General features: G+C 42.5%; 27 protein-coding genes. 1 reads left to right on the top strand and 26 read right to left on the bottom strand.

Translation table 11 applies throughout. The features are described 5' to 3' along the window. Window positions 1-346: 346 nt before the first annotated feature. The 7 genes from HMPREF0850_RS07560 to budA form a co-directional block, all read right to left on the bottom strand. Window positions 347-1,417, bottom strand: coding sequence for an ABC transporter substrate-binding protein (locus HMPREF0850_RS07560; protein WP_000737949.1), 1,071 nt, complete (start codon window positions 1,415-1,417; stop codon window positions 347-349). Continuing rightward, on the bottom strand, window positions 1,414-2,187 hold the full coding sequence (locus HMPREF0850_RS07555; protein WP_000712666.1) for an ABC transporter permease: 774 nt from the start codon (window positions 2,185-2,187) through the stop codon (window positions 1,414-1,416). Before HMPREF0850_RS07555 ends, HMPREF0850_RS07560 begins: the two co-directional genes overlap by 4 nt. Continuing rightward, window positions 2,184-2,990, bottom strand: a complete 807-nt coding sequence (locus HMPREF0850_RS07550; RefSeq protein ID WP_000754113.1) for an ABC transporter permease — start codon at window positions 2,988-2,990, stop codon at window positions 2,184-2,186. Before HMPREF0850_RS07550 ends, HMPREF0850_RS07555 begins: the two co-directional genes overlap by 4 nt. Continuing rightward, window positions 2,971-4,128, bottom strand: a complete 1,158-nt coding sequence (locus HMPREF0850_RS07545; protein WP_000742901.1) for an ABC transporter ATP-binding protein — start codon at window positions 4,126-4,128, stop codon at window positions 2,971-2,973. The genes HMPREF0850_RS07550 and HMPREF0850_RS07545 overlap by 20 nt, the downstream gene beginning before the upstream one ends. A gap of 159 nt (window positions 4,129-4,287) precedes the next feature. Beyond that, complete coding sequence (murB, locus tag HMPREF0850_RS07540) at window positions 4,288-5,193, bottom strand: UDP-N-acetylmuramate dehydrogenase (protein ID WP_000177104.1); 906 nt, start codon at window positions 5,191-5,193, stop codon at window positions 4,288-4,290. Window positions 5,194-5,303: 110 nt separating this feature from the next. Then, complete coding sequence (locus HMPREF0850_RS07535) at window positions 5,304-6,059, bottom strand: YhfC family intramembrane metalloprotease (RefSeq protein WP_000152246.1); 756 nt, start codon at window positions 6,057-6,059, stop codon at window positions 5,304-5,306. A gap of 9 nt (window positions 6,060-6,068) precedes the next feature. Beyond that, window positions 6,069-6,800: an acetolactate decarboxylase gene (gene budA / locus HMPREF0850_RS07530; protein WP_000375405.1), complete on the bottom strand. Its 732-nt coding sequence runs from the start codon at window positions 6,798-6,800 to the stop codon at window positions 6,069-6,071. A gap of 145 nt (window positions 6,801-6,945) precedes the next feature. Between budA and HMPREF0850_RS07525 the strand changes: the two genes are divergently transcribed. Beyond that, entirely contained in the window at window positions 6,946-8,217 is a 1,272-nt protein-coding gene (locus HMPREF0850_RS07525; protein WP_000712260.1) for an aminotransferase-like domain-containing protein, read from the top strand. Window positions 8,218-8,236: 19 nt separating this feature from the next. Here the strand turns inward: HMPREF0850_RS07525 and HMPREF0850_RS07520 are convergent, their stop codons facing one another. The 19 genes from HMPREF0850_RS07520 to hprK all read right to left on the bottom strand — a co-directional run bounded on the left by HMPREF0850_RS07520 (window position 8,237) and on the right by hprK (window position 23,139). After that, window positions 8,237-9,052 (bottom strand): ABC transporter substrate-binding protein, encoded by an 816-nt coding sequence (locus tag HMPREF0850_RS07520; RefSeq protein ID WP_009013941.1) that lies wholly within the window; start codon window positions 9,050-9,052, stop codon window positions 8,237-8,239. A gap of 157 nt (window positions 9,053-9,209) precedes the next feature. Further along, window positions 9,210-9,863, bottom strand: a complete 654-nt coding sequence (phoU, locus tag HMPREF0850_RS07515; RefSeq protein ID WP_000946469.1) for a phosphate signaling complex protein PhoU — start codon at window positions 9,861-9,863, stop codon at window positions 9,210-9,212. Between the two features lie 11 nt (window positions 9,864-9,874). After that, on the bottom strand, window positions 9,875-10,633 hold the full coding sequence (gene pstB, locus HMPREF0850_RS07510; protein ID WP_001287329.1) for a phosphate ABC transporter ATP-binding protein PstB: 759 nt from the start codon (window positions 10,631-10,633) through the stop codon (window positions 9,875-9,877). A gap of 12 nt (window positions 10,634-10,645) precedes the next feature. Next, window positions 10,646-11,449: a phosphate ABC transporter ATP-binding protein PstB gene (gene pstB, locus HMPREF0850_RS07505; protein WP_000049852.1), complete on the bottom strand. Its 804-nt coding sequence runs from the start codon at window positions 11,447-11,449 to the stop codon at window positions 10,646-10,648. A 10-nt stretch (window positions 11,450-11,459) separates the two neighbouring features. After that, the gene (gene pstA, locus HMPREF0850_RS07500; RefSeq protein ID WP_000543050.1) at window positions 11,460-12,344 is read right to left on the bottom strand and encodes a phosphate ABC transporter permease PstA; all 885 of its coding nucleotides are present in this window, start codon (window positions 12,342-12,344) and stop codon (window positions 11,460-11,462) included. Further along, window positions 12,334-13,251: a phosphate ABC transporter permease subunit PstC gene (gene pstC / locus HMPREF0850_RS07495; RefSeq protein ID WP_001070951.1), complete on the bottom strand. Its 918-nt coding sequence runs from the start codon at window positions 13,249-13,251 to the stop codon at window positions 12,334-12,336. The genes pstA and pstC overlap by 11 nt, the downstream gene beginning before the upstream one ends. Beyond that, window positions 13,251-14,129, bottom strand: coding sequence for a phosphate ABC transporter substrate-binding protein PstS (locus HMPREF0850_RS07490; protein ID WP_000746353.1), 879 nt, complete (start codon window positions 14,127-14,129; stop codon window positions 13,251-13,253). Before HMPREF0850_RS07490 ends, pstC begins: the two co-directional genes overlap by 1 nt. Window positions 14,130-14,339: 210 nt before the next feature. Beyond that, the gene (locus HMPREF0850_RS07485) at window positions 14,340-15,644 is read right to left on the bottom strand and encodes an RsmF rRNA methyltransferase first C-terminal domain-containing protein (RefSeq protein WP_001160233.1); all 1,305 of its coding nucleotides are present in this window, start codon (window positions 15,642-15,644) and stop codon (window positions 14,340-14,342) included. Window positions 15,645-15,650: 6 nt separating this feature from the next. Further along, a complete protein-coding gene (locus HMPREF0850_RS07480) occupies window positions 15,651-16,418 on the bottom strand; it encodes an inositol monophosphatase family protein (protein WP_000448235.1) in 768 nt (255 codons plus the stop codon). After that, a complete protein-coding gene (locus HMPREF0850_RS07475) occupies window positions 16,408-16,686 on the bottom strand; it encodes a UPF0223 family protein (protein WP_001041967.1) in 279 nt (92 codons plus the stop codon). The genes HMPREF0850_RS07480 and HMPREF0850_RS07475 overlap by 11 nt, the downstream gene beginning before the upstream one ends. Beyond that, window positions 16,687-17,088 carry a Spx/MgsR family RNA polymerase-binding regulatory protein gene (locus tag HMPREF0850_RS07470; RefSeq protein WP_000631261.1) on the bottom strand — a complete coding sequence of 134 codons (402 nt, stop codon included), beginning with the start codon at window positions 17,086-17,088 and terminating at the stop codon, window positions 16,687-16,689. 197 nt (window positions 17,089-17,285) lie between these two features. Continuing rightward, window positions 17,286-17,906 (bottom strand): TIGR01906 family membrane protein, encoded by a 621-nt coding sequence (locus HMPREF0850_RS07465; protein WP_000850607.1) that lies wholly within the window; start codon window positions 17,904-17,906, stop codon window positions 17,286-17,288. After that, window positions 17,896-18,669, bottom strand: a complete 774-nt coding sequence (locus HMPREF0850_RS07460) for a TIGR01457 family HAD-type hydrolase (protein ID WP_000323530.1) — start codon at window positions 18,667-18,669, stop codon at window positions 17,896-17,898. The genes HMPREF0850_RS07465 and HMPREF0850_RS07460 overlap by 11 nt, the downstream gene beginning before the upstream one ends. A gap of 10 nt (window positions 18,670-18,679) precedes the next feature. Continuing rightward, on the bottom strand, window positions 18,680-19,417 hold the full coding sequence (locus HMPREF0850_RS07455; RefSeq protein ID WP_000524809.1) for an acyl-[acyl-carrier-protein] thioesterase: 738 nt from the start codon (window positions 19,415-19,417) through the stop codon (window positions 18,680-18,682). A gap of 4 nt (window positions 19,418-19,421) precedes the next feature. Continuing rightward, window positions 19,422-20,552 (bottom strand): radical SAM family heme chaperone HemW, encoded by a 1,131-nt coding sequence (hemW, locus tag HMPREF0850_RS07450; RefSeq protein WP_001170084.1) that lies wholly within the window; start codon window positions 20,550-20,552, stop codon window positions 19,422-19,424. Between the two features lie 72 nt (window positions 20,553-20,624). Continuing rightward, window positions 20,625-21,023: a YtxH domain-containing protein gene (locus HMPREF0850_RS07445; RefSeq protein ID WP_000517388.1), complete on the bottom strand. Its 399-nt coding sequence runs from the start codon at window positions 21,021-21,023 to the stop codon at window positions 20,625-20,627. Between the two features lie 15 nt (window positions 21,024-21,038). Then, the gene (locus tag HMPREF0850_RS07440; protein WP_000895026.1) at window positions 21,039-21,422 is read right to left on the bottom strand and encodes a DUF948 domain-containing protein; all 384 of its coding nucleotides are present in this window, start codon (window positions 21,420-21,422) and stop codon (window positions 21,039-21,041) included. Beyond that, window positions 21,423-22,211: a prolipoprotein diacylglyceryl transferase gene (lgt, locus tag HMPREF0850_RS07435; protein ID WP_000609717.1), complete on the bottom strand. Its 789-nt coding sequence runs from the start codon at window positions 22,209-22,211 to the stop codon at window positions 21,423-21,425. It lies immediately after the preceding gene. Continuing rightward, window positions 22,204-23,139, bottom strand: coding sequence for an HPr(Ser) kinase/phosphatase (hprK, locus tag HMPREF0850_RS07430; RefSeq protein ID WP_000115189.1), 936 nt, complete (start codon window positions 23,137-23,139; stop codon window positions 22,204-22,206). Before hprK ends, lgt begins: the two co-directional genes overlap by 8 nt. Window positions 23,140-23,169: the final 30 nt, after the last annotated feature.

Raw genomic sequence — 23,169 nt, 5'->3', positions numbered from 1 at the left:
CTCGCGAGGTAGATAGGTAGCTATACACAAAGGAGATAGAGAGTGAACAAGGCTAAAGAGTTTCCGGCCTCTCTCGAGGTAGATAGGTATCTATACCCCATATCTTGTATGTAAACCTATAACAAGCACTAGATATAACCTATTGGAAACTACTATTAGTATACCATATTTTGTAAGAGTTTTCATTTCTGAATACCAAATTAATCACATACTTTTTTTATTCCTCCTAAATGTATAAAGGATACTATTTTATCACTAAAATTCCTTTTGCCAAGCCCAAATATTAATTTTTTTAAGAACGAAAAAACGAATCAGCTTGACTGATTCGTTTCGTGTCTGCTAACTCCTACTTCCTATACATCTTAAATTGTAGGAAGAGGTCGCTATATTTGCCTGTCCATTTATGGTCAAACTTCTCATAAACTTCTAGGTGTTTCATAGTATCAGCGTCTGGATAGAAGGATTTGTCCTCACGAGTCTCCTCTGGGAGCATTTCCTTGGCTGGTAGGTTCGGTGTTGAGTAGCCTACATACTCCGCATTTTTGAGAGCATTTTCAGGTTTCAACATAAAGTTGATAAAGGCATAGGCTGCCTCTTGGTTTTTCACGGTTTTTGGAATGACCATGTTATCAAACCAGAGATTGCTGGCCTCAGTCGGAACGACATACTTGAGGTTAGGATTTTTCTCCAACATTTGGCTGGCTTCTCCTGAGAAGGTCACACCGATGGCCGCATTGTTCTGAATCATGTAACCTTTCATCTCGTCGGCTACAATGGCCTTGATATTTGGAGTCAATTTGTAGAGTTTGTCTACTGTCTCTTCCAACTGCTGAGGATCCTTAGAGTTGAGGCTGTAACCAAGTGAGTTAAGTCCGAGTCCCAGCACCTCACGCGCCCCATCAAAGAGCATGATGGAATTCTTGTACTCTGGCTTCCAGAGGTCATCCCAATGCTCAGGCGCCTCATCTACCATGGTTTCATTGTAGACAATTCCCAAGGTCCCCCAGAAATATGGGATGGAGAATTTATTGCCTGGGTCAAAAGACTGGTTGAGGAACTCAGGTCCGATATTTTCGATGCCTTCAATTTTTGAATAATCCAGAGGGACCAAGAGGTCTTCGTCCTTCATCTTGTTGATCATGTATTCACTAGGAATGGCAATATCGTAGGTTGTTCCGCCCTGCTTGATTTTGGTATACATGGCTTCATTGGAGTCAAAGGTCTCGTACTGGACTTGGATTCCAGTTTCTTCTGTGAATTTCTCCAAGAGTTCGGGATCGATATAGTCCCCCCAGTTGTAAATAACCAGTTTTTGACTATCTCGGCTATTGATTTTACTATCTAAATGAGTCGCAATTCCCCACAAGACAAGGATAATTGCTACAATTCCAGCTAAAAATGAATAGAGTTTTTTCATGCTTGTTCCTCCTTCTCACGTGAGATAAAGTAATAACCTACGACTAGGATAATACTAAAGAGAAAGACAAGGGCAGACAGGGCATTGATTTCTAGGGAAATCCCCTTACGAGCACGAGAGTAAATCTCAACGGATAGGGTTGAAAAGCCATTTCCCGTTACAAAGAAGGTCACGGCAAAGTCATCTAGCGAATAGGTGAAGGCCATGAAATAACCTGCAATGATAGACGGAGTCAGGTAAGGAAGCATGATTTCCTTAAACATCTGAAACTGGCTGGCACCAAGGTCATAAGCCGCATGGATCATGTCATCATTCATCTCCTTGAGACGTGGCAAGACCATCAAGACTACGATAGGGATGGAAAAGGCCACGTGGCTAGATAGAACCGTAAAAAATCCAAGTGAAAACTTAAGCTGTGTAAAGAGAATCAAGAAGCTAGCACCAATCATAACGTCAGGCGCAACCATCAAAATATTATTAAAAGATAGAAAGGCTTCTTGGTATTTCTTTCGTGACTGATAGATATAGATAGCACCAAAAGTCCCGATAATGGTCGCAATCAAGGCTGATAAAAAGGCCAAGAAAAAGGTTTGGGTGAGGATCAACATGAGACGGCCATCACCAAACATAGTTTTAAAATGGCTCAAGCTAAAGCCTGTAAAGCTGTTCATATCATCGCCAGCATTAAAGGCATAGCCGATCAAGTAAAAAATTGGCAAATAAAGGATGATAAAGACAAAGGCTAGGTAGAGATCGGCAAATTTTTTCATCGTTCTCTCCTTTCCTTGGTCACCCACATAGTGAGAAACATGGTCAGGATGAGAATCACACCGATGGTTGAACCCATACCGTAGTTGTCATTGGTTAGGAAGTTCTGCTCAATGGCTGTCCCCAAGGTGATAACACGGTTCCCACCAATCAAACGTGTCAGCATGAAAAGACTCAAACTTGGGATAAAGACTGACTGAACCCCACTTCTCACCCCATTCATCGACAGAGGGAAGATAACATGAAGGAAGGTTTCCCACTTGGTTGCACCGAGGTCATAGCTGGCATTGATGAGATTGTTATCCATATCATCCAAGACATTGAAAATCGGCAAAATCATAAATGGAAGCTCGATGTAGCTTGCGACAAAGATAAAGGAGAAATCCGTAAAGAGCAACTGCTGCGAACCGATTCCGATGAATTCCAAGAATTGGTTAATGGAGCCATTTTGACCAAAAATTCCGATAAAGGCGTAGGCCTTGAGGAGCAAATTAATCCATGTCGGCAGGATAATCAGCATGAGCCAGAGCTGACGGTGCTTAAGACGAGTCAAAAAGAGGGCTGTTGGATAACTGATGAGTAGCGTCACTAGGGTCACAATCCCTGCATAGAGCACTGAGTTAAAACTCATTTTAAGATAGGTCAAGTTTTGTGATGCAAAGTAGGATTTATAGTTTTCTAAACTAAACTGCCCTTCAATGTTGAAAAAGGATTGTCCAAAAATCAAGACCAAGGGTGCGAGAACAAAGAGGGCAATCCAAAGCATGTAGGGCACTACAAAGAGTTTAGAGGTTGTTTTCTTCATCTCTTTCCTCCTCGATCGCGTTAATCAGACCTGCTTCTTGCTCTTCGATTTCTACGTATTCTTCGATACGAGCATCGAACTCTTCTTCTGTTTCATTGAGACGCATGATGTGAATGTCTTCTGGTTCAAAGTCCAGACCGATTTCCTCACCCACAATGGCCTTACGAGTTGAGTGAATCATCCATTCATTACCAAGCTCATCATAGGCGATAATCTCGTAGTGAACCCCACGGAAGAGCTGGGTATCGACCTTAACTTGGAGCTTGCCTTCTTCAGGAAGGGTAATCCGCAAGTCCTCTGGACGAATAACAACCTCAACAGGTTCATTTGGCTTCATCCCACCATCGACCGCTTCAAAGCGTTTTCCGTTAAACTCAACCAAGTAGTCCTCAATCATGGTTCCTGGCAAGATATTGGACTCACCGATAAAGGTGGCAACAAAATGGTTGATCGGCTCATCGTAGATGTCCACTGGCGTTCCAGACTGAACAATCTCACCATCGTTCATAACGAAAATCCAGTCACTCATGGCAAGAGCTTCTTCCTGATCGTGAGTGACAAAGACAAAGGTAATCCCCAATCGTTGTTGCAGTTCACGTAGTTCGTACTGCATGTCCGTTCGCAATTTCAAGTCCAGCGCTGACAAAGGCTCATCCAACAAAACCACACGAGGTTGGTTGATGATGGCACGGGCAATGGCTACACGCTGACGTTGTCCTCCAGAGAGTTTACGGATGGAACGTTTTTCATAACCTTCCAGCTGAACCATCTTGAGAACTTCCGCTACACGCTGCTCGATTTCTTTCTTGTCGATTTTACGCAAGCGGAGAGGAAAGGCAACATTTTCAAACACATTCATATGTGGAAACAAGGCATAGGATTGGAAGACCGTATGGACGTCTCGCTTGTTGGTTGGGATGTCGTTGATCCGTACCCCATCCAGTAAAATATCTCCTGTCGTCGCATCCAGTAAACCTGCAATGATGTTTAGGATGGTTGATTTTCCTGAACCAGATGCGCCTAGTAAGGTATAGAACTTTCCTTCTTCCAACTCAAAGTTAATGTCTTTGAGAACCTTGGTGTTGCTGTCTTCAAAAACTTTAGAGACGTTTTTGAATTCAATAATTGGTTTTTTCAATTGTCACAAATTCCTTCTTTTTCATAAATTAACAGATCAGGGCTCTGTCAGGCCGCTACTACCTCGTGTAGGAGATTGAACTGCCTACATACATCTTCACTAACGATAGGCTTTCACCCCCTTTACAATGGTTATAGTAGCAACTTTTCTACCCCAACCTTATTCCTTCTCGCCCAAGATTCGGACTTCTCTTTCAAGAGTGACACCTGAGTGTTCCTTGACTTTTTCAATAACAGATTGGATCAAGTCTTCATAGTCTTTGGCCGTTCCGTCAGCAACATTGATCATAAAACCGGCATGCTTTTCAGATACTTCCACACCACCGATACGATAGCCTTTCAAGCCAGCCTCTGAGATCAACTGACCTGCAAAATGCCCCACTGGACGCTTAAAGACTGAACCACATGATGGATATTCTAATGGTTGTTTAAGTTCACGTAGGTGCGTCAAGCGGTCCATTTCTTGCTTGATAATCTGATGATTCCCTGGAGCTAGGGCAAATTTAGCTGACAAAACAACAGCCCCAGAATCCTGAATAGCTGAATGACGGTAACCAAAAGCCAAATCCTTGGCAGATAAGGTCTCGATTTCCCCTTCCTTGGTCAAAATTTGACAAGACTGCAAGATATGAGCAATCTCTCCTCCATAGGCACCCGCATTCATAAAGACAGCTCCACCGATGCTTCCAGGAATCCCACAAGCAAACTCAAAACCAGTCAAACTATGACGGAGGGCAATACGTGTCGTTTCAATCAAGTTCGCTCCTGCTTCCGCTTCGATGGTATAGCCATCAACCGAAACGTTATTAAGCTTATCACACAAGATGACAAAACCACGGATTCCACCTTCACGAACAATGATATTGCTGGCATTCCCAAGCACCATCCAAGGAATATTTTCTTGATTCGCAAATTGGACGACACGGGCCATCTCATAGCGATTGCGTGGCAAAACTAGATAATCCGCTCGACCTCCTACCTTTGTATAGGTATAGGTCTTCAAAGGTTCCTTAAAACGAATATCGATTCCTTCTAATTGTTCTTGTATTTTAGTTACTAATGTCATATCTCTCATCCTTTTGTAAAGTCATTTCATTATACCATTTTTAAAGGCTTTTGACGAACCGAAAAATGGAAGCATCAAAGCATTGCATAAAAAAAGAGGTGAACCTCTTTTTATGATGATTTTTTCCAAAATGTAGATTTTGTAAGCCAGACAAAGGCCAGTACTTCTACAAGAAGAATGCCCTCCACTACAAGTGGATTTGCAATCCAGCCTACCTGAGATAAGGCTGGAGCCAAGTCAAACAAGGCATGCAAACCATAGGCAGCAAGGAGGTAGATCCATTTCTTTTTACGAACACTTTGATAGACCCAGATAGAGAGACCAATTTGCAGAACCAGAGCAAGCACACGCTCAACTCCTAGTAAATAAACCTGCCACACAGAAAGAGACTGAACCGTTTCGAGTGTTGTCTTTGGAAGAAGATTAGCCACATCAGTATTTGAGGACTGGATGAGTGAAAAGAGGATCAACAAACTGATCAAGCTTCCCATCCCAAGATAGAGCAACTCCAAGCCCCCATGTCCCAAACCATAAGCCAAAGCATCTCGATCTTCTAGCTTTCTCTTTTTCTCCAACCATTTAAAAAAGACAAGACGAGCTGTTTCCTCAAAGAGGGCCGCCATAGCGATTCCATAAAGGACATATAAGAAAGGCTGCTCCTGCATAAGCGGAATGGTTCCATCTTTTTGCGGATGGAGTACCAGAAGGTGAACCATCTTCTCTAACACTTGAGAAGAAACAAAAAATGTGATTGCCCCCAAGCCCATCACTGCAAGAGAGATTTTAAACCGTTTTTTGGCATACCAAGTTCCACTTACTAGAATGAGAACCAAAGCGATCATGGTGAGGATAATATGTATTGTCATCTTTTTCTCCTATTCTGACTTATCAATATCTTTCTTCATCTCGTCAACGTTAAATTTGGCAAATAAATACTGGCGATCTTGGACTGGAAAACGTTGGTCCAACTGGTCGACTGCCCCAACCTCGATCATTCCTTCTTTGATAACAAAGTCCATCACATGCCCACCAAAGGTCAAATCATCTGAGATAAAATGCAAATGGTAGCCTGCAACACTCACTCCATGGAAAATCTCCGGTGTCCAAAATCCAACAATGGTTCCCGATACATTTTCACGGCTATATTCAGGTTGGTGAGTCGCGACATCAGCAAACTTGGTATCAGGTGTGGATTTAGGAATCATCCGCACATGCATTTGTGAAAATTCGCCATGAATCTTGATGGAACGAAAAAGATTTTCCCCATCATAGTAGGACTCAATCCGCTTTTCTAATTCCTTATCCGTCATCTCAAAGCGCTGACGAAAAATCACTTCTGCCTGATGAGGAACCACTGCTGCATAGGGAATAAGGGCATCCGCTGCCACTTCAACGATTTCAGGCGTTTGACCAGACCCCTTGGCTTGATAAGCTTTGCCATCAAGGACAATCAACTCCCCGTCAATCGAATCCAAAGTCCCCAAACCAAGATCACCATGTTCCAGCAATTCTCCCACTGTCATGGTTCCGCCATAGAGACCTGCCATTAGGGCACCTAGAGTATTGTATTGAAATAATTTAACCGGTTCCTGCACTTTTCTATCCATTCTCTTTCTTATCTTCTTTTCAATGAATCATCATACTTTCTAAGTATACCACATTTGCTCCTAGTTGTGAAAGGGAGAAATGATTTTCCCATTGCCAAGCAGGCAAAAAAAAGGTACAATGTAACAAAATCAACGGAGGTCTGGAATGAAGAAAGAAAGTAAATACCAAGCAGTCGTTTCCTTTCTCAAAAAAGGTATCGAATCAGGAAAATTTCCAACAGGTAGCCGGCTTCCCTCCATCCGTCAATTGAGCCAAGACTTCCACTGTAGCAAGGACACTATCCAACGAGCCCTACTGGAATTACGCCATGAACAATACCTCTATGCCAAACCCCAAAGTGGCTACTATGTTCTAGAACAAGGACAGCACCAAGACTTGGAAATCGAAGTCACTGACGAACATGCCAGTGCCTATGACGACTTCCGAATCTGTGTCAATGAAACCCTGATAGGCCGAGAAAACTACCTCTTCAACTACTATGACAACCAAGAAGGCCTTGAGGAACTCAGACAATCTGTCCATCAACTCCTTTTCAACCAAGCCCTCTACTGCAAACCCGATCAACTGGTTCTAACATCTGGTACCCAGCAAGCTCTCTTTATCCTTTCTCAGATTGACTTTCCGAGCGAGGGAGCTGAGATTTTGGTCGAACAGCCTACCTATCATCGGATGAACCGCCTCTTGGTCGCCCAGGGATTGGCCTACAGGACCATTGAACGCCGAATCGATGGGATTGACCTTGAAGAACTAGAAGAACAGTTTAAATCTGGGAAAATCAAGTTTTTCTATACCATTCCTCGCTTCCACTATCCTCTTGGCCATTCCTATTCTGATCAGGAAAAAAGGGATATTTTGGATCTAGCAAATCAGTATGGTGTATATATCGTCGAGGATGATTATCTAGGTGACTTAGACTCTAAAAAGGGACAAACCTTCCACTATCTGGATACTGAGGATAGGGTCATTTATATCAAGTCCTTCTCAACCAGTCTCTTTCCAGCCCTTCGTATTACTGCTCTCATTCTCCCAAATGCCCTAAAAGAGGCCTTTGTTTCCTACAAAAATATCCTGGACTATGACAGCAATCTCATCATGCAAAAGGCTCTTTCTCTTTACATCGATAGCCAGTTATTTGAAAAAAATCGACTGGCTCGATTGAGCCTTCAAGAGAACTATCAGACTCAGATAAAGAAAGTGCTTGAAGAAAACACCTGTCCCTTGCCCCACTATCCTTTACACGATGGCCTTCTCCTTGATTTGAGACGCTATCCTAAAATCGCCAGTTTAAAGCATAGCTCACTCAAACTAGACTTTTTTGAGAAGGCTTATTTGGATGCCTGCCCTTATCAGTTTGCCAAAGTCACTCTTGAAAATCTAGAAGAGCTATTAGAATACATAAAAACAGAGTTGGATTAAAGTCCAACTCTGCTTTTTCTTATTGTTCAACTTCTGTTAGTTTCGCTGCTTTTTCAAGATAAGTTTGATAGGTTCCGTCATCTTTCAGTTTTTGGATAACCTTATCGACTACAGCTTTCAAGTCTGACTGATTCTTCTTGATAGCAACGGCATTGGCTTCGCCATCTTTCATCGTCAAGTTAACAGATGCAACGACAAGATCTGAATTTTTACCTGCGTAGCTAAGAGCAACTGGTTCATCCATATGAACAGCATCCACTTTTCCAGCCTGCAATTCATTGACGGCTTCACCCATATTGGCCAAGGATGTCAACTGGGCATTTGGCAATTGTTCCTTGACCATGGTTTCTGGCACAGTTCCCTTTTGAGCTGCGATATTGGCACTTGCGAGGCTTGTAAGATCCTTGTATTTGTCTAAATCGGCTTTTCTAACCAAGAAACTCATTTTGTTTTCATAGTAAGGGATTGAAAAGTCAAAGACTTCCTTTCTTTCATCTGTAGCACTAATTCCTGCAATGGCCAAGTCAGCCTTTCCAGTTTGAAGACTGGTCAAGACATTGTCAAAACTCATGCTAGAGATTTCAAGTTTAACCCCAAGCTCATCCGCAATCGCTTGAGCCATATCAATATCTGCCCCAACCACTTGGTTTTTACCATCTACCAAGGCTTGGAATTCAAACGGTGCATAGTCTGGACTGGTCGCAACGACTAGCTTTCCTTTTTGTTTAATAGCGTCCACAGCAGACTGGGAACTATCTGTTCCTGACTGGCAAGCTACCAAAACCATGCTGGCAAGCATGCTACAAACAACTAATATCCATTTCTTGAATTTCATAAATAAACGACCTTTCTGTTAATTCTGAATAATTATAACTCTTTTAAAAATAGTTGTCAACCCTTTTAGAGATTTTGATTATAAAACTATTCTTTTCATAAAAAAGAAGACTGATTTATTTTAATCAGCCTTTTCTTCTGTATATTTAAACCGTTTCTTATAGTTCCACAATCTTACCTGTTTCAAAGTAAACAACCCATTCACAGATATTTTTAGCGTAGTCTCCGATACGCTCCAAGAAAGAAATGACTTGGAAGTAATCACGACCTGTAACGATAGCTTCAGGATTTTTCCTAATTTCTTCTGTAGCCAAATCACGGATGCTATCAAAGTAATGGTTGATTTTTTCATCCATAGCCGCCACTTCGTAGGCTTGATCCACAGAACCGTTCAGGTAGAGATCTAGAGCTGCTTCGACGAAGTTTTTCACGTCTCGTCCCATCTTTTTGATTTCTTCTTCAACAGAAGGGATACGTTGCTCCCCCTTCATACGAATGGTCGCCTCAGCGATAGACACTGCATGATCTCCCATGCGTTCCACGTCAGAAACTGCCTTGAGAACGGTCAAGACTGTACGAAGGTCTTGCGAAACAGGTTGTTGAAGGGCAATCATTTCAAATGATTTCTTTTCCAACTTCACTTCATATTCATTTACTTCTGCATCGTCTTCGATGACTTCTTTTGCCAAGTCACGGTCATGCGTAACAAAGGCACGCACTGTACGATTGATCTGCGAGAGCACTTCTTGTCCCATAGCATAGAACTGGTTGTGCAATTTCTCCAAATCTTCTTCAAATTGAGATCGTAACATCATTCAACTCCTTATCCAAATTTTCCTGTAATATAATCTTCTGTTTCCTTGTTTTGTGGGTCTAGGAACATCTTCTTCGTATCGTTAAACTCGATCAAATCCCCATCTAGGAAAAATCCTGTTTTATCAGAGATACGAGAGGCTTGTTGCATCGAACGCGTTACCAAGAGCATGGTGTATTTATCTTTCAGACCATACAAGGTTTCCTCAATCTTACCTGCAGAAATAGGATCCAAAGCTGAAGTTGGTTCATCTAAGAGGATAATTTTAGGACTGGTTGCTAAGACACGAGCAACACAAACACGTTGTTGTTGTCCACCTGAGAGACCAATGGCCGAATCATGCAAACGATCCTTTACTTCATCCCAGATAGAAGCACGTTGCAAGGCCTTTTCTACTGCTTCATCAAGAACTTGCTTGTCCTTAACACCATTGATACGTAGCCCATAGACAACATTTTCGTAGATAGACATAGGGAAGGGATTGGGCTGTTGAAAGACCATACCGATTTCCTTACGCAATTCAACCGTATCAGTGCGAGGACTGTAGATATTGTGACCATTATAGACCACTGATCCAGTTGTTGTCACCTCAGGATTTAGATCGCCCATGCGGTTGATGGCTTTGAGTAGGGTCGACTTTCCTGATCCAGATGGACCTATCAAGGCCGTTATTTCCTTAGGCTGGAAAGAAAGGGAAACACTATTCAAGGCCTTCTTTTTATTGTAATAAACGGACAGGTCTGACACCTGTAAAATCGCTTCTGACATACCATTTCCTTTCTAACCAAAGTGTCCCGTTACATAGTCATTGGTTGACTGTAACTTAGCATTTTGGAAAATATTGGATGTCTTATCATACTCAATCAAATCACCCAGGTAGAAAAATCCTGTGTAGTCACTTGCACGCGCAGCCTGTTGCATACTGTGGGTAACGATGATGATGGTAAAATCCTTCTTTAATTCCAACATGGTTTCTTCCAGTTGGGCTGTCGCAATCGGATCCAAGGCTGACGCCGGTTCATCCATCAAGAGGATATATGGCTTAACAGAGATGGCGCGAGCGATACAGAGACGTTGTTGCTGACCTCCAGAAAGCATCAAGGCTGATTTGTGGAGGTCGTCTTTGACCTGATCCCAAAGGGCAGCCTGTCTCAAAGAGGTTTCTACAATTTCGTCAAGGACTTTCTTGTCCTTAACACCTGCACGTTCATGAGCAAATGTGATGTTGCGGTAAATAGACTTGGCAAATGGATTTGGACGTTGAAAGACCATTCCGATATGCTTGCGCATCTCATAGACATTGATTTCTGGACGATTAACGTCAATCCCTCGGTAGAGGATTTGACCTGTGACCTTGGCAATATCAATAGTATCATTCATCCGATTGAGACTGCGAAGATAGGTAGATTTCCCTGATCCAGAAGGACCAATCAAGGCTGTAATTTTATTTTTTTCAAATTGCATATCGATGCCCTTGATGGATTCATTTTTACCATAGTAAACATGTAAATCCTTGGTAGAGAGGGCCACTTTTTCTTCAGGGAAAGTGATGATATGCTTTTCATCCCAGTTATATTTTGACATGGCTTCTCCTTTAGGCAGCGGTTAATTTCTTGTGTAAATAGCTTCCGAGTTTGCGTGCACCAAAGTTAAAAATCAAGATAAAGATGAGGAGCACGGCGGCAGAACCAGCAGATACAATGGTAGCATCAGGAATGGTTCCTTCACTGTTGACCTTCCAGATGTGGACAGCCAAGGTTTCTGCTTGACGGAAGATTGAGATAGGGCTGGTAACACTGAGGATATTCCAGTTAGACCAGTCAAGGGCTGGAGCGGATTGTCCTGCCGTATAGATAAGAGCGGCGGCCTCACCAAAGATTCGGCCAGAGGCCAAGACAACACCCGTTACGATACCTGGAAGGGCTTCTGGAATGACGACATGGACTACAGTCTCCCAACGAGAAATTCCAAGAGCTAAGCCAGCCTCACGTTGTGTATGGTGAACGTGTTTTAAACTGTCCTCAACATTTCGAGTCATCTGAGGGAGGTTAAAGACTGTCAAGGCCAAGGCACCTGAAATGATTGAAAATCCATACTCAAACTGGACAACAAAGATCAAGTAACCAAAGAGACCCACAACGACTGATGGTAGAGAAGACAAAATCTCAATACAGGTACGAATAAAATTGGTCACAGGTCCTTTTTTGGCATACTCAGCGAGGAAAACGCCAGCTCCCATAGACAGCGGAACAGAAATGATCAAGGTAATGACCAAAAGGAAGAAGGAATTGTAGAGCTGAATCCCGATACCCCCACCTGCTTGATAAGAGGAGGATTTCCCTGTCAAGAAGGACCAAGAGATATGCGGTAATCCTCTCACCAAGATATAGAGAATCAAAGATGCCAAGATGGCAACGATGATACCCGCGATGGTATAGAGGACAGCTGTTGCAAGTTTATCTAATTTCTTAGCGTGCATAGTTTTTCTTTCCTCTTTCTTTCGTAATCAATTTAATCACACTGTTAAAGGCCAAACTCATCAAGAGCAAGACTAAGGCCAGTGACCAGAGAACGTTATTATCAACCGTTCCCATGACAGTATTTCCGATACCCATAGTCAATACAGATGTCAAGGTCGCAGCTGGTGTTGTTAACGAGGTTGGGATAACTGCTGAGTTTCCGACCACCATCTGAATAGCAAGGGCTTCACCGAAGGCACGCGCCATCCCAAAGACCACTGCAGTAAAAATACCTGAACGTGCTGCTTTCAAGGTCACACGCCAGATGGTTTGCCAACGAGTGGCTCCCATAGCCAAACTGGCTTCACGGTAATGACGAGGAACAGCACGCAAGCTGTCTGTTGTCATAAAGGTTACAGTTGGTAAGATCATGACAAAAAGAACGAAAATCCCTGACAAGATCCCAAAACCAGTTCCACCAAAGACGCTACGAACAAAAGGCACCACAACTTGCAAACCGATAAATCCATAGACGACTGAAGGAATACCGACGAGGAGTTCAATGGCTGGTTGCAAAATTTTTGCACCCTTTGGTGATACTTCGGTCATAAAGACTGCCGCACCAATAGCAAAGGGTGTTGCGATAAGGGCTGATAAAATCGTCACAATAAAGGAACCCAAAATCATCGGAAGGGCACCAAATTGTTTCCCTGAAGGATTCCAAGTTTGTCCAAAGAGGAAATCAAAGATGTTGACCCCATTGACAAAGAAGGTCGACAAACCTTTTTGGGCTACAAAAATCAAAATCATCGCCACAATGATGACAATCAAAGAAAGGCAAGTGAAGGTCAAACCTTTACCAAACTTCTCAAGGCGAGAGTTCTTTGAAGGAGAGAGTAATTTTTTCGATAATTCTTCTTGATTCATTATTGACCTCCTTCTACTGCTGTAACGGTACCTGAAGCATCCTTTTGGACTTTCATTTCATTGATGGAGATATAGCCCATGCCCTTAACAATTCCATTTTGGGCTTCATCTGAGAGGACGAAATTCAGGAATTCAGCAGCTAACTCATTTGGCTGACCAAGTGTGTACATATGTTCATAAGACCACAAAGGCCAGTTGTTGGTCGTTACATTTTCAGACGTAGGCTCATAACCATTGAGCTTCATGGTCTTGACCGAGTCATCTACATAAGCAAAGGCAAGATAAGAAATGGCTCCTGGAGTTTGGGAGACAATCGACTTGACCATCCCGTTAGAATCCTGCTCTTGGCTCTGCATTGCAGCTTGGCCATTCATAACCACCGTATCAAACGTCGCCCGTGAACCAGAACTTGCTGCTCGGTTGATGATTGAAATTGCCAGGTCTTTGCCCCCAACTTCTTTCCAGTTGGTCACTTCACCTGTAAAGATTTTGCGAAGTTGCTCGGTTGTCAGATTTTCAACATCCACTTCCTTGTTTACAATCACTGCAAGACCAGCCACTGCAACCTTATGATCCACAAGCGCTGAAGCATCAATTCCATCTTTTTCCTCAGCAAACACATCTGAATTCCCGACATCGACGGCTCCAGACTGCACCTGAGAAAGTCCTGTTCCCGAACCTCCACCTTGAACATTGACTGTTTTTCCGATGTTTCTAGAACCGAATTCATCTGCTGCTGCTTCGACAAGAGGCTGAAGAGCAGTTGAACCAACGGCTGTCATGGATTCTCCACGATCAATCCAGCTTGCACATCCTGCTAGAGAACCTGCCAGCAAAAGAGTCGCAAGGGATAGGACGAGCTTTTTTCTTTTTTTCACTGTTATTCTCCTTGAACATAATGATAAATGTTCTGATTTCTTCCGTTTGTCCTGATCATCCAATAATCATCAATGATTGTCCCGCTTTATTTTATCTAGTCATTCTTAGGAGCGGACAATTCCATCGTATAATATAAGTAATAATGAAAGACTATCAGAAAAAACTCATACTTCCACTATAACATAGAATAGGCTCTTTGACTAGCTTTTTCACCTGAATCTGAGCCCTTTTGGATAATAATTTTTCAAAACATTTCCCGTTACCTTGGCAAAGCCCAATCCGTTTCCTTGAACCAGAACTTGGTACCAGCCATTTGGTCGAGCTTCAGACAATTGAACAGTCTCACCAGCCACATATTTTACAAAGTCCTCATCATTGATTTCGACACTTTGTTTTACTTGACTTGGTTTCAAGGCTAATCCCAGAGCAAAGCTTGGTTCGAAGCGTTTCTTCTTAAAAGTACCCAGATGGAGCCCATTTCGGGCAATTTTGAGTTTCCCTAGATCAGGTAGCATCTCGGGCAGGAGATAGAGTTGATCTCCAAAAGTCTGCAAGATACCAGTTAGATTGACTCGCAAGTGTTTTTGGGTAAAATCATGCCACAAAGCCAGTTGCTCACGACTGAGATTGCTTTTGCTAGCTTTGAATTTAGGTTCTGGATTTTGTCCCTTAAAATGCAAGTGGGCAACAAACTGACCTTCTCCCTTGAAATGATGAGGATACATCCGCGCCGTTTCAGGAAGATCAATTCCTGCTACCATACCGTTCACATGCTCGACTGGAAGCAGTTCAAAATCATAAGTATCCAGTAACCAGTGGACGATTTCTTCATTTTCCTCTGGTGCCCAAGTACAGGTCGAATAAACTAAACGGCCACCTTCAGCAAGCATGGTCACTGCATCTTCAAGAATTTCCCTTTGGAGACTGGCACATTGGCTAGGATAATCGGTACTCCAATAATCCATGGCATCTGGCTGCTTACGAAACATCCCTTCACCCGAGCAAGGTGCATCAAGGACAATCACATCAAAGTAACCTTTAAAAACCTTGGCCAAGCGGTCAGCAGATTCATTGGTTACAACAACGTTTGTCGCTCCAAATCGCTCCATATTTTCTACTAAAATCTTAGCACGCTTACTTGAAATTTCGTTGGAGACAAGAACTCCTTGATTAGCCAGATAAGCTGCTAGTTGAGTGGATTTTCCACCTGGTGCTGCCGCCAAGTCCAAGACCTTCATGCCAGGACTTGGTTGAGCTACCTGGGCCACCATTTGAGCTGCAGGCTCTTGCGAATAAACAAGACCTGTCGCGTGCTCTGGTGACTTCCCTGAAACCTTGCCATAATACCCCCAAGGTGTATGGGGAATAGCATCTGCAAACGATAACTGACTTTCTTTTAAGGGATTGACCCGAAAAGCCGAAACTGCTTCTTGTTTAAAAGAGGCAAGAAAGTCTCTTGCCTCATCTTCTAGTATCGCTTCATATTTTTCAACAAATCCTTCTGGAAATTGCATTTAGTTCTATTTCCTTTCGTAGATATAAGACTGAATCTCCTCTTGCATCTCGATTGGCACCATCATGACAGGCTGACGCGTTGTAAAATCAGCGGGCTCACCCGATACCGTAAGAAGGCGATAACCCAGACTTTCCCCTAAGATACTGGCCGCAGCGTAATCCCATGGCTGCAGATAGGTAATATAAGTCAAAAGACGACCCGATAAAACCTTGGCAAAACTAATGGCCGCACTGCCATATACACGGACACCCAACGCTGCTCGCCCTAAATCTGCCAAGCCCCACTCATTGCTTTCAAACATACCTGAGTTACCGGCAACTAAAAATTCTTGAAGAGGTTTCTTTTTAAAAGGCGGTAAGGGATCATTATTGCGGCAAGGAGGAAAGGTACCACCACCATGGTAACAATCACCTTTCATAACATCATAAATGACGCCAAATTTGCCCACACCATCCTCAAAATAGGCCAACATCACGGCAAAATCTTCCTGCTGAGCGACAAAGTTATTGGTACCGTCAATGGGATCAATCACCCAAACGGAACCTTGACCAACTGCAGCACGTAAACAGCCCTCTTCCGCACAAATCAAGTCCTCAGGATAGGAGGACTTGATCCGATCAACCAAGAGATCCTGAACCTCCTTATCCAGACGCGTCACCAAGTCTGTAGGTGAAGACTTTCGCTCGACCTGCAAATCTTCTTTCATGTGAGCCAAAATATAGGCAGCAGCTTCCTGCACAATCTGTTTGGCAAATTCAAATTTAGTTTCCAAGAGAAATCTTCCCTTCTCTTTTTTCTTTTGCTAATTGAACTGCATGATAGAAGGAATAACCGCTAGCCTTCTCAAATTCGCGGCCTAGGCGTTTTTCTTCACTTTTGCTCGGAACGACAGACTTAAATTCCTTGTAAGACTCTAGCAGTTTTTTTGCTTCTACCTTGTCTTCATAGGCAGCTTCAACATCATTAAAAAAAGAAAGCACTGAAGCAAGTTCTTCAGTGCTCCACGACAAATCTAGTGGGTAACTATACTGTTTGTTCATCTATCCAATACCAGCTCTCAATGTTGCTTCTTTTAGTTCTTGTTTACGGTAACTACGAGGGAGAAAAGCACGAATCTCATCTTCATTAAAACCGATCTGCATGCGTTTGGTATCAATAATAATTGGGCGACGCAAAAGACTAGGATATTGCTCAATCAACTGAAGCAACTCCGATACCGAAATACTCTCTACATCAATATCCAATTTTTGGAAAATTTTTGAACGAGTTGAAATGATGTCATCAGTACCATTTTCGGTCAAGGAAAGAATGTGTTGCAATTCTTTTCTTGTTAAAGGACTGGTCATAATATTATGCTCTTGAAAGGGCACCTTATGCGTCTCTAACCAGGCCTTTGCCTTACGACATGATGTACAGCTCGGTGATAAAAATAGTGTAATCATGCTTTTCTCTTCTTTATCTATACTTTGCTATTCTTATTATACAAAAAAATAAAGCGCTTGACTAGCAATTTCTAGAAAAAAGCCTATTTTTTTCTAGAAAAATAGACTGTATGCGAACAATTTACTCAATTCCAATGAAGTTAATTCACTCCTCGTAAGAATTTTTAACTTCATCTCTGTTTTATCAATGCAACACATTAAAGTATTCTACGACTTTTCAAATAAAGGAAGCCAAAGAAGCTTTCATAGAAGCCAAAGAAGAGAAGGAAAGCATGGAGGAAGAAAGTCTCTGGTAAAATCAAAATAACGGGATCCTTTGCGGGATCAAAAAGCCAGGTATCATCTCCCACAAAGAGAATCTGATGAAAGAGAGTAAAGAATTGCTCAAAACCAATCAACACTCCCAGAAGCCCAATGACCAGAGGTAAAACTAATAAAGTCAGGATACTTTTACGATAGAGGGGTAGAAAGCCTTTTTTTACAATCTTTTTAACAAAGATATAAAAACATGGTAGTGTCACCAATGTGACTAGCTGAACCAAGTGGAAGAGATTCTTCACCACCGCAAAGTGGTGCAGGCCTGCCGCTGACGAACGAAAATCAGGCATCTCTAAGACCTGACTAAAAGGATTGGTCAGGTAATTCATCAAGATATGGAAGTTGTACTGAATGGTTTCGGACTTTAGATAGACTCGATCCGCTAAGTTCAGCCACTGAATCTCCAAAGGATAGAAAATCCATGCCAGATAAATGGTTAAGAGAATAGAAAGGGAGAGGAAAAAAAGCATACTTCCCCAAAAGGTCAGTTTAGTTTTCATCAAAATTCCACTCCGCAAGGCTAGAAACTACATGAGTTGGTGCGATTGGCAGGTCAGCCACTTCTTCTGCCTTGGTAAAACCTGTTGTCACTAAGAGCGTTGGAATACCATTGTCAATCCCTGCTCGGATATCTGTCAGGTAGTTGTCTCCAACCATGAGCAACTCTTCTCTTTTCAAACCTAAGTGCTCAACCGCCTTGTCCATAATGATAGCATTTGGTTTCCCGATATAAACTGGTTTTACTCGTGTTGCTACTTCAAGAAGTGTAATTAGTGAACCAGCACCAGGCAAAAGACCACGTTCCGTCGGGATATTGAGGTCAGGATTGGTTCCGATAAAGTGAGCCCCCTTTTGAATGGCTAGAGTCGCTGTCGCAAATTTTTCATAGTCGACTTGCCAGTCCAGTCCAACTACCACATAGGCAGGATTTTCCTTGTCTTCGACATAACCAGCCGCCTGAATAGCATCCTTGAGTCCTGCTTCTCCGATGACATAGACTGTTTTCTCCAGTCCCAAGTCATTCATATAGTCAATGGTTGCTAGAGTTGCCGTGTAGACAGTTGAAAGAGGCGTGTCGATATTAAAGTTCTGAGCCAACATCTCTTGAACGCTCTCAGGAGTACGAGTTGTATTGTTGGTCACAAAGAGATAGGGAATTTCTCGCTTTTGCAATTCATGGACAAAAGCCTCACCCGCGGGAATCCGGTCTTTTCCCTTGTAAATGGTTCCGTCTAAATCAATTAAATAACCTTTATAAGCCATATCGTCCTTTCTAATTGCCTTTAATTTCTTGCCATGTAATCATAGCTTGGGCATTGATCTCGCCATCACTGATGATCTCATGCTTGCTTTCTAATCCATTGAGTTCATATGCTGAAGCAATCATACCACCTGGTCGCACTTCTTTGACATATTTGAGATTGATTTTCTTTGGAATATACTTGGTCAAAAAATCTGCTCCCATGACCTCAAAAATCCAATCCAAATATTTGCTATTATTAACATGACCATTCATATCCAAGTCGTAAAAACGAACATGGTAGTCTTTACTGATCGGGTCTTCTAGGTTAGCATACTTTGGCCCACGGATGAGTTTTTTATCAAACTCAGACTGATAAGGAGCAACAATCTCAGGTTCGACAGCATGAACTTTACGACTATCTCTGTCCATAAGAACAAAAGTTGCTACCATGCGAATGATTTCTTGACCTGCTTCATCATAAATAGTGAAACGGCGGTAGCAAAAAAGACGATTGTAAGTCAATGCTTCTGTTTCAATCGTAATCTCCTCAGCAAAGCGAGGCAAGCGTACCACGTCAATCGCATAGTCTGTAATAATCCAGACTAGATTGTAACGTTCTAGAACATCCTTGTCGCTAACTCCCAGCTCAATTGACTGCATACCTGATACTTGCAAGGACAGCAAAATCACATCTGGAAGTTTGATATGACCGTTCATATCCGCCATATCAAAAGGAATTTTCATTGTCATTTGATAAGTTAAGCCCATTGTTCTACTCCAAAATAAATCGTTCTGCTACGGTGTCTCCCAAAAAGAGACCTCTCTTTGTCATTCGAACATGATCACCGTCGATCTGCATGAGTCCTTGTTGAACCAAGTCTCTGATGATTTCGCCATAAAGTCCATCAAAGGACCGTCCGAATTTTTCCTCAAATCGTGCCATGGAAACCCCGGATTTCTTGCGGAGGCCTAGGAACATTTCTTCTTCCATCTGCTCCTTTTGGCTCAGGTGTTCTTCTGTTATCCGAGCATTTCCTGCCTCTACCGCATTGAGATAGTGGCGGATAGGACCGTGGTTTTTATAACGCACCCCGTTCACATAACCTGAAGCACCCGCACCGATACCATAATACTCGGCATTGTCCCAGTACATGAGATTGTGGCGGCTTTCAAAGCCAGGTTTAGAGAAATTGGAAATCTCATAATGCTCAAAACCAGCTCGCTCAAGCTCTGCGATGATGTACTCAAACATCTCTGCTTCTAACTCTTCCTTGGGCAGGGGCAATTTCCCACGTCTCATGCGGTTCATAAAGACCGTATGATTCTCCAAAATCAAGCTATAAAGGCTCATATGAGGAATATCAAGCGAGATAGCCTTAGCTACATTTTCCTTGACTTGATCCATAGTTTGACCTGGAAGAGCGTAGATTAGATCGATGGAGATATTGTCAAAACCAGCCAATTTGAGGCGGTCGATATTCTCATAAATATCCTTCTCCAAGTGGCTACGCCCAATCTTTTTCAGCATTTTGTCATCAAAAGTCTGCACACCTAAGGAAACACGATTGACTGGCGAATGTTTCAAAACCGCAATCTTATCCGCGTCCAAGTCTCCTGGATTGGCCTCAATCGTCAGCTCCTCCAAGACAGACAAGTCCAGGTTTTTAGTCAGGCCATCCAAGAGCACTTCTAATTGCGGAGCAGACAAAGCAGTTGGCGTCCCTCCTCCAATGTAGAGAGTTCGCAACTTTTGGATATCATAAGAACGAAACTCTTCTAGCAAATGCTCCAGATAACTATCTACTGGCTGATTTTTAATAAAAACTTTTGAAAAGTCACAATAATAACAAATCTGTGTGCAAAAGGGGATATGCACATAGGCTGACGTTGGTTTTTTCTGCATAGTATTTATTATACCACAAAGACTGGTTGCAGATAAAAATCACCATCTCCAAAAATCAGAGATGGTGATACCTTATACTTCACTAATATCGATGATGATTTCTTCTTGGTCTTCAGCAACGTCTGGGGTTGCTGACTGTTCTTGCCACTGCTCCTTGAGATTGTTAAAGGTTTCCTTTGACGCTTCTGTTGCTTGTCGAGCACATGTTTTGGCTTGGTCAAGGACACTATCAAAAGTGATTTCACCAGATTCTACTTGTTCCTTTGTTTTCAGCACAAAGTCCCTTGCCTGTTCCTTCACTTCAGTTAGTTTCTCACAAACCTGCTCTCTAGCATATTCTGGATCTTCTCTCAAATCATCTAGAAAATCCTGAGCTTGACTACAAACTTGCTTGCCCTTGTCACTCGTCAAAAACAAAGCAAGAGCTGCACCAGAAACCGTTCCTAAAAGGATTGAGGATAGTTTACCCATAAGATTTCTCCTTTTCTATTTTTTGAAAATTTTACTTGCGAAACGAAGAGCTGACAATCCTGCACCTGTCTTAATGGTCTTTGAACCAGCTGATGAGGCTTTTTTACCCAAGACACGCGCATGTTGGTTGAGGTCAGATACTGATTCTGACAAGTCCGCTACAGCTGTAAAGAGTGGATCAATCGTCGCAACTTTGATATTGATATCGTCTGCCAACACATTGACCTTAACCAACAATTCATTGGTATGATGCAGGGTAACGTTCACATCTGAGCTCAATGTTTTGATGGTTTTCTCTGTCTCATCAATCATACGACCTGCTTTTTGAATCGTGATCGTCAAATAGACTAAACAGACAATCAAAGCAATCGCAACAAGAATATATGCAACTTCTAACATTTATTTTTCCTCCTCTGTATGATAGAAAGGGGCTTTCTTTCGATTTTGATAAAGTATGATAAAAATACCGAGTCCGATAAGAACGACTGATAACCATTGGGAAACTCGCAGACCAAAGAACATGAGACTGTCTGTCCGCATGCCTTCGATAATCATACGACCAAAGCCATACCAAATCAAGTAGAAAGCCGTGATCTGACCACGTCTGATTCCCTTTAATTTTCGTCTAAAAATCAAAATCAAAGCAAATCCGATCAGATTCCAAACCGACTCATATAGGAAGGTCGGTTGACGATAGCTCCCCTCGATGTACATCTGGTCACGGATAAAGCCTGGCAAATAATCCAGATTATCTACCGCTGCACCATAGGCTTCTTGGTTAAAGAAGTTCCCCCAGCGTCCTAGACTCTGGGCAACCATGACGCTCGGTGCTGCAATATCTAAGAAATCCCAAGTATTAATCAGCTTTCTATCTGCAAAGATATAAAGGACAATAGCCCCTGCTATCAAACCTCCATAAATGGCCAAGCCACCATTCCAAATGGCGATGATTTCACCTGGATTTTGCAGATAATAATCTAAGCGAAAGAGTACGTAGTATAGCCTAGCACCTAAAATAGCTACCGGAAAAGCAATCAGGATAAAATCTAAAATATCATCTGATAGAATTTTCTTTTTAGGAGCTTCCTTCATGGCAAGGTAGACTGCCAAAATCAAACCAGCCACAATACACAGAGCATACCAACGAATAGAAAAAGGACCGATTTCAAATGCGACTGGATTAATCATTTTTCACCTCATTTTTGGAGATGAGATTAGTCAAGCGTTCTTCAAATAAACGCGTCGCATCAAATCCCATTTCTTTAGCGCGATAGTTCATGGCTGCCGCCTCAATAACGACAGAGATATTGCGTCCTGTTTTTACTGGGATGCGGATACGCGGAATCGTCACACCAGAAACTTCTAGTTCTTCGGCATTGTTTCCTAGACGATCAAAGGTCTTATGGGTATCGTAATTTTCCAAATAGACTGCCAGCTGAACTTGTGAGGAATCTTTTACAGCGCTTGCTCCGTAGAGACTCATCACGTCAATAATACCCACTCCACGAATCTCAAGTAAATGCTTCAATATTTCAGCGGGCTCTCCCCAAAGAGTCATTTCATCCTTAGCAAAGATATCCACACGGTCATCTGCTACCAAACGGTGTCCGCGTTTCACAAGCTCAAGACCTGTCTCACTCTTACCGATACCACTATCCCCTTGGATCAAGACACCCATACCATAGATATCCATCAAGACACCATGCACACTCGTACGTTCAGCCAAACGGGAATCAAGGTAGCTAGATAACTCTCCAGATAAACGACTGGTTGATGTTCGACTGGTTAAAATCGCAATCTTACATTCCCTAGCAGCTTTCAACATTTCTTCTGGCACTACCAAGCCACGAGCAACGATGACAGCAGGTGTTTCAGGTAGAAACATTTTCTTCAAAACTTGATAACGGTTATGGGCAGGCATAGCGACCAAATAGGACCACTCCTTCATCCCTAACAGTTGAATCCGTTCTGGAGTATAGTAATCAAAATAGCCCGTCATTTCAAGACCTGGTCTCATAATGTCCGCAGTGTTGATTTCCTTTTCAAGTAACTCGCCTTCACCATAGACAATATCTAGTCTGAGCTTTTCAATGACATCTCTTACTAAAACCGACATAATTTCCTCCTTCAATCGAGTTCTCCCTAC

This window comes from Streptococcus sp. M143, from assembly GCF_000162495.1.
In the GTDB taxonomy this organism is placed as follows: domain Bacteria; phylum Bacillota; class Bacilli; order Lactobacillales; family Streptococcaceae; genus Streptococcus; species Streptococcus dentisani.
This window is presented reverse-complemented; position numbering and strand designations above follow the sequence as displayed.